Below are 6,465 nucleotides of genomic sequence, written 5' to 3'. Positions count from 1 at the left end.
CAGAAAAGTAATTTGTTTGATATGTTCTAAGGCAGAAACTTGGAATATATCAAACAAATTTGGCAGCGACCCCCCTTGACAATCACGAATATTTATTGTATCACGTTAAATCATAAGGTTGGTCTCTCTCAAAAAAAATCAAAGTCCATCACATAATCACATCAATCACAGTACAGACAATGATGGAAGACTATGCAACAGGGTTAGAAGAACAAAGAAATAATACTCCTGTTGCTTGGTTACGGGATATAAAGTATAGAATCTTGTTATGTAGAAGTCTAAAGCATGATCTATATGATTATTTAATTGACTGTCATTCTAGCCTGACCTATAATCATGGAAAGCTCAATCAGGAAAGTGAAAATGAGACAGGTACTTACAGCGAGAATTTTTCAAGAAGATAATTGGTTTGTTGCCCAATGTTTAGAGGTTGATGTTGCTAGTCAAGGGGAAACAGAAACCGAGGCGTTAAACAATCTGCAAGAGGCTTTAGAATTACATTTTGAACCGCCTTGTGCAACAGTTATTCCCCGATTACAGAAGATAGAGGTAGAAATCAATGCCGCTTAAGCCTTTATCTTATCGTGAGATTAAACGCAAGTTGGAAGCGGCAGGGTTTGAAGTTATTAGTCAAAAGGGGAGTCATGTTAAGTTTGCCAAGTATACTCCCGAAGGAAAAATGACAACGATTGTTCCCTGTTATAAGGAGGTAACAATCGGTACAATTAGCAGTATTTTAAGGCAAGCGGGATTAAGAGTTGATGAGTTTGAGCGTTTATAGTTAATATCCTCTATAGCATTCTGTGTCATAATCGCCCTATATCAAGGGGACTCATCCTATCATAGAGTCATCCGCCAAAAAACATCATAGTCCCTCATTCAATCATTTTAATTACAGTACAGACAATGAATGAACAACGCGCCCAAGCATATATTAATTTAATAGAACAGTTGCTTGCTTGTACTGATGATGAGGAACTCAATAATATTCTACAAGCAAATCAGGAATTAATTGATCCCCAATTTTTGCAGGTGATGGAAAACTATGCAACAAGCTTAGAAGAACAAGGAAATAATAATCATGCGGCTTGGTTACGGGATATGGCGCAACAGTTGGGGCAGTTTCTCAACCCTCAAGGGGGAACTATAGAGGAATATCAGGCGTTTTTATCAGAAGTATTACAAGCAGAATATGAGAGTAATGATCCTGCGGTGGTTTATCCTATCCTACAACGCCGTCAACATCTGTTAGATAATACTTTTGCCCAACTGTTGCAACAATTCGCTAAATATTTGTTTTCTGAAGGGAAGGCAGAAGAAGTAGCAGGGATTGCCGGGGTTATTGAATATTTATGTATTCATATTCAACAGTTTCCCTTGGGAAGTCGGGCTAATAATCTGGAAATTGCTATTACAGGCTATTACATAGTTTTAGAAGTATTAACCCGTGATACCTTTCCTTATGAATGGGCAAGGTTACAGAATAATCTGGGGAACGCTTATCTAGATCGCATTAGAGGGGAAAGGGCAGATAATTTAGAGTTAACGATCACAGCTTATAACCTGTCTTTAGAAGTATTAACCCGTGATGCTTTTCCTTATGAATGGGCAATGACACAAAATAATCTGGGGACTGCTTATAATCATCGCATTCTTGGAGAAAGGACAAATAATCTGGAGTTAGCTATTGCAGCTTATAACCTGTCTTTAGAAGTATTAACCCGTGATGCTTTTCCTTATGAATGGGCAGTGACACAAAATAATCTGGGGACTGCTTATAATGATCGCATTCTTGGGGAAAGGACAGATAATCTGGAGTTAGCTATTGCAGCTTATAACCTCTCTTTAGAAGTAAGAACCTGTGATGCTTTTCCTTATGAATGGGCAATGACACAAAATAATCTGGGGACTGCTTATAATGATCGCATTCTTGGGGAAAGGGGACTAAATCTAGAGTTAGCCATCGCAGCTTATAACCTGTCTTTAGAAGTCTATACCCGTGATAGCTTTCCTGAAAATTGGGCAAAGTTACAAGATAATCTGGGGAATGCTTATCGAAAGCGCATCAGAGGGGAAAAAGCAGATAATCTAGAGTTAGCTATTGTGGCTTATAACCTGTCTTTAGAAGTATTAACCCGTGATGCTTTTCCTTATGAATGGGCAGGAACACAAAATAATCTGGGGAGTGCTTACCTAGATCGCATTAAAGAGAAAAAAGCAGATAATCTAGAGTTAGCTATTGTGGCTTTTAATCTATCTTTAGAAGTATATACCCGTGAAGCTTTTCCTGAAGATTGGGCAAGGTCACAAAATAATCTGGGGAATGCTTATTGTGATCGCATCAGAGGGGAAAGGGCTGATAATCTAGAGTTAGCTATTGTAGCTTATAACCTGTCTTTAGAAGTCTTAACCCGTGAAGCTTTTCCTGAATATTGGGCAAGAACACAAAATAATCTGGGGTATGCTTATACAAATCGCATTAGAGGGAAAAGGGAAGATAATCTAGAGTTAGCCATCGCAGCTTATAACCTTTCATTAGAAGTATATACCCGTGATGCTTTTCCTGAAGATTGGGCAAGGTCACAAAATAATCTGGGGACTGCTTATGATCAACGCATCAGAGAGGAAAGGGCAGATAATCTAGAGTTAGCTATCGCCGCTTATAACCTGTCTTTAGAAGTATATACCCGCGAAGCTTTTCCTGAATATTGGGCAAGGTCACAAAATAATCTGGGAGAAGCTTATAGAAATCGTATTCTTGAGGAAAGGGCAGATAATCTAGAGTTAGCTATTACAGCTTTTAACCTGTCTTTAGAAGTATATACTCGTGAAGCCTTTCCTGATAAATGGGCAATGACACAAAATAATCTGGGAGAAGCTTATGGAAATCGCATCAGAGGGGAAAGGGCAGATAATCTAGAGTTAGCTATTGTTGCTTATAACCTGTCATTAGAAGTATTAACCCCGACTGCTTTTCCTATAGACTGCTTAAGAACAGGACGAAACTTAGGAAAGACTGCTAACTCTATCGAAGACTGGGAAACCGCCATCAAAGGCTACAACTTAGCCATCGAAGCAGTAGAAAATACCCTACTCCAAGCCTTAAACCCTCAACGACAACAAGAAATTCTCTCCGATGCAATGGATGTTTATCATGGCATAGTTCAATCCTATCTCAACCTCGATCAACCAGATCGCGCCTTAGAATACGTTGAACGTAGCAAAACCCGCTATCTAGTCCAACTGCTTACCGATCGAGATATTTATCCTAAAGGTAATATCCCCCAAACGATTATTACCGAATTAGATCGCCTCCGTCGTGCCATTATTGGGGAAGAACAACAGTTAGCCATCCAAGAACAAACCCGCAATAGGGGAGTAATTTTAACCCCAGATCAACAAAAACAACCTATCTTAAATGACTATACTCACCTCAATAAATTAAAACAAGAATTAAATCAATTCATTGACCGTGAAATAACAAAAACAAAAATAGATGAGGATTTTATCTTAACTCAAACGGTTAAGCCTATTCCCTTTCAAGACATTCTATCTTTAACCGATGCTGAAACTTGTCTTTTGCAATGGTATATCACAAGTGAGAAAATACTCGCTTTTGTTGTATCTGCTGATGGAAATATTAACCTTTGGGAATCTTCAGAAGATGATCGAGATAAATTAACTGATTTAATTAATAATTATCTACAGCTTTACTACTCCCAAAATGGCCATCAAGAATGGATAAATCAACTTTCTGACCTCCTGCAAACCTTCTCAGATACCCTACATATTAATGATATTCTGGCACTTATTCCAAATACTTGTAAACGCTTAATTATTATTCCTTATTTGTTTCTGCATATTTTACCCCTTCATGCTTTACCTATTAATGACAATCAAATATTACAAGATAAATATGATGTTCAATATGCCCCTAGTTGTCAATTATTTAAAATTACTCAACAGCGTCAATTAAACGATTTAAACTCCCTTTTTGCCATTCAAAACCCCCAAAATAATCTACTTTTTACGGATTTAGAAGTAGAAATCATTAAAAATTTGTTTGTTCAAAGTGATATTTTAGCCAAACAAAACGCTACTGAAATCGCCATCAAAACTCATCAAAACTTCCCCTTAGCTAACTGTATCCATTTTTCTTGTCATGGTACATTTAACCGTAATAAACCCTTAGAATCTGCTTTAATTCTTACCAAAGAAAAAACAGATCAAGAAGATGGTTATTTAAGATTAGGAGAAATCTTTGAACTGAATTTTAAAAACTGTCGTCTTGTCATGCTTTCTGCTTGCGAAACTGGTTTAATTGATCTTAATTCTATTAGTGATGAATATATCGGTTTACCGAGTGGTTTTCTATTTGCAGGTAGTCCTAGCGTTGTTAGTAGTTTGTGGAAAGTAAATGATTTATCAACTGCATTTTTACTGATTAAATTTTATGAGACTTTACCCAAAAATCCCCAAAAAGGTGAAATTGCAGTTAGTCTTAAAAATGCTCAAAAATGGCTACAAACCTTAACCCTTGACCAATTTGAACAAGAATTAGAAAGATTTCAACTCCAATTAGATAAAATCATCAATCAACTGGGAGGAGGAAAACGCCCAATTTTTAACGAGTCTCTGAAACAAATTCGTCAACGTCAACCCTATCCCTTTAAAAATCCCTATTATTGGGCAGGTTTTATTGCTACAGGATTTTAATCTGTCTCCTTACAAAAAGCATCTAAACCAATATCTTCGACAACAAACAAAACGACGGGAACAACTAAAGTAACGGGAAACTGTAAACATCCTGCGACAATTCCAATCAGTTTAAAGACTTTTTTAGTTTTGGCTGAACAAATAAAAGGACGACATTTTGTCGCTAATTCATCTAAATCTAAGCTTTTATCTGGTTCTGTTCCAGTTTCGCGCATTCTCATTAAAATGATTGCGTCTTGTAAGTTTCCTTCACATTCTTCAATAACATCAAGCGCGGCTAAAGCGTCAGTATTATCCGCAAATTGAATACGGTACTGAGCAATTTTTTCCGGTGTTAACTGCGTTGTGTCTGACATAATACCATCCTTAAAGCTAAAACCAATTTTTTCCCATTATCTCACCTTATTAGCTCCTAATCCCACCAAATGCCGTGAGGAAAATCCCTCGCTTTAGCTTGTCCGCAACTTTATAATCGTCTCGTCGCTAAAGGTTTTGACTTTACCGATGACAAGTTAATCCGGTCAAAATTAGCTTAGAAGACTAAGAATAAGCGAATTTTTTGGGGTGAGAATTTACTTTTGTCAAAAATTATTACATATTCGCCAAAAAATACACTTTTTTGAGCAAATTAATGTACCCTAATTATACAAGGCGATCAATTATTTTGTCCCAGGAATTACGCGCTAAACTTATCTCCTGTTATCCCGAAAGTCAGGAAAAAGAGGAAGTCTTAATGAAGATGATTTCTGAAAGTTAATCAATTGAGGATGGGGAGAGGTTGCTAACGGTCAATATTGCCACCTGAATCGCTTTTTCGATAGCCTGTTGTTTGCTTTCTAAACTAATCCCTTCCTCTTTACTTCTTGCGGCAATCACAGCACAAACACAAGCGGCAGTAAATCCATAAACCCCCGCCATTTTAAATAAAGTTCCCGCTTCCATTTCATAATTGAGAATATTTAAACGTCGATATTCTTCCGTGATTCCCTCTAAGTGACGCTGAAGATAAGGGTTAGCAGAAGACAGGATTCTTTCCTGTCCTTCATAAAAACTATCCACAGAAGCGGTAATACCTACATGATAATTTACTCCCAAAAATTGAGCGGATTTGACTAGAGCAACTGTCAAAAAAGGATCCGCCACTGCGGGATATTCCGGAGGAGCAATATCATTAGCTGCACCTTGCCTACATAAAGCCGCTTGCGAGATAATAATATCACCGATTTTTATTCTATTTTGAATTGCGCCACAAGTACCGATACGAATAATAGTTTTAATTCCCACCTGTATTAATTCATTAACCACAATACTCAAAGATGGCGCACCCATGCCACTGGTAGCCAGAAGAATTGGGGTAGAATTATCTAGATAGCCAAGATAACTATTTAATCCGCGATAATCCGATAGTAAACGTGCATTTTGTAAATAAGTTTCAGCAATATAGCGTGAGCGTTCTGGTTCCCCCGATAATAGGGTGATAGTCGGTTTTGCCGTGCCTAAATCCTCACTGCTAAAGTTGAGATGATAGGGTTTTTGGTGAGATAAGTTATTGGACATTTAAATCAAATTAAGAGCAGTTACTTTGGTTAAATAGGCTTTTAGTTATTATAACAACTTTAGGTTTCAATTAAAATTAAATATTTAATTATTGACAAAAGAGAATCAAGCTTAAGGACGACTATTGATGTTAAGTTCTTGCACTAATTCCTGTACTGTGGTTGAGGGATTGGCATCAAAAGGATGTTTTTT

General features: G+C 37.1%; 6 protein-coding genes. 4 read left to right on the top strand and 2 right to left on the bottom strand.

All coding sequences use genetic code 11. From position 1 onward, the window contains the following. Positions 1 to 363: 363 nt before the first annotated feature. The 3 genes from PX484_RS24675 (at position 364) to PX484_RS24665 (ending at position 4,716) form a co-directional block, all read left to right on the top strand. On the top strand, positions 364 to 570 hold the full coding sequence (locus tag PX484_RS24675; protein ID WP_002740815.1) for a type II toxin-antitoxin system HicB family antitoxin: 207 nt from the start codon (positions 364 to 366) through the stop codon (positions 568 to 570). Then, entirely contained in the window at positions 560 to 781 is a 222-nt protein-coding gene (locus PX484_RS24670) for a type II toxin-antitoxin system HicA family toxin (protein ID WP_287765033.1), read from the top strand. The genes PX484_RS24675 and PX484_RS24670 overlap by 11 nt, the downstream gene beginning before the upstream one ends. Positions 782 to 906: 125 nt before the next feature. Beyond that, positions 907 to 4,716, top strand: a complete 3,810-nt coding sequence (locus PX484_RS24665) for a CHAT domain-containing protein (RefSeq protein ID WP_287765035.1) — start codon at positions 907 to 909, stop codon at positions 4,714 to 4,716. Here the strand turns inward: PX484_RS24665 and PX484_RS24660 are convergent. Then, a complete protein-coding gene (locus PX484_RS24660) occupies positions 4,713 to 5,072 on the bottom strand; it encodes a hypothetical protein (RefSeq protein ID WP_287765038.1) in 360 nt (119 codons plus the stop codon). The genes PX484_RS24665 and PX484_RS24660 overlap by 4 nt on opposite strands. 275 nt (positions 5,073 to 5,347) lie before the next feature. On the opposite strand from PX484_RS24660, the gene PX484_RS24655 reads away from it, so the two are divergent. Further along, on the top strand, positions 5,348 to 5,473 hold the full coding sequence (locus tag PX484_RS24655) for a hypothetical protein (RefSeq protein ID WP_287765040.1): 126 nt from the start codon (positions 5,348 to 5,350) through the stop codon (positions 5,471 to 5,473). Here the strand turns inward: PX484_RS24655 and PX484_RS24650 are convergent. Beyond that, positions 5,470 to 6,273 carry a nucleoside phosphorylase gene (locus PX484_RS24650; protein WP_287765043.1) on the bottom strand — a complete coding sequence of 268 codons (804 nt, stop codon included), beginning with the start codon at positions 6,271 to 6,273 and terminating at the stop codon, positions 5,470 to 5,472. The genes PX484_RS24655 and PX484_RS24650 overlap by 4 nt on opposite strands. Positions 6,274 to 6,465 lie beyond the last annotated feature (192 nt).

The organism is Microcystis sp. M49636_WE2 (assembly GCF_030065375.1).
In the GTDB taxonomy this organism is placed as follows: Bacteria; Cyanobacteriota; Cyanobacteriia; order Cyanobacteriales; family Microcystaceae; genus Microcystis; species Microcystis aeruginosa_C.
Note: the sequence above shows the minus strand (reverse complement) of the source record. Positions and strands in the feature narration are given on the sequence as shown.

Coding starts and splice junctions, on each gene's coding strand:
- PX484_RS24675 (WP_002740815.1), top strand. CDS start 364: ATGAGACAGGTACTTACAGCGAGAATTTTTCAAGAAGATAATTGGTTT.
- PX484_RS24670 (WP_287765033.1), top strand. CDS start 560: ATGCCGCTTAAGCCTTTATCTTATCGTGAGATTAAACGCAAGTTGGAA.
- PX484_RS24665 (WP_287765035.1), top strand. CDS start 907: ATGAATGAACAACGCGCCCAAGCATATATTAATTTAATAGAACAGTTG.
- PX484_RS24660 (WP_287765038.1), bottom strand. CDS start 5,072: ATGTCAGACACAACGCAGTTAACACCGGAAAAAATTGCTCAGTACCGT.
- PX484_RS24655 (WP_287765040.1), top strand. CDS start 5,348: ATGTACCCTAATTATACAAGGCGATCAATTATTTTGTCCCAGGAATTA.
- PX484_RS24650 (WP_287765043.1), bottom strand. CDS start 6,273: ATGTCCAATAACTTATCTCACCAAAAACCCTATCATCTCAACTTTAGC.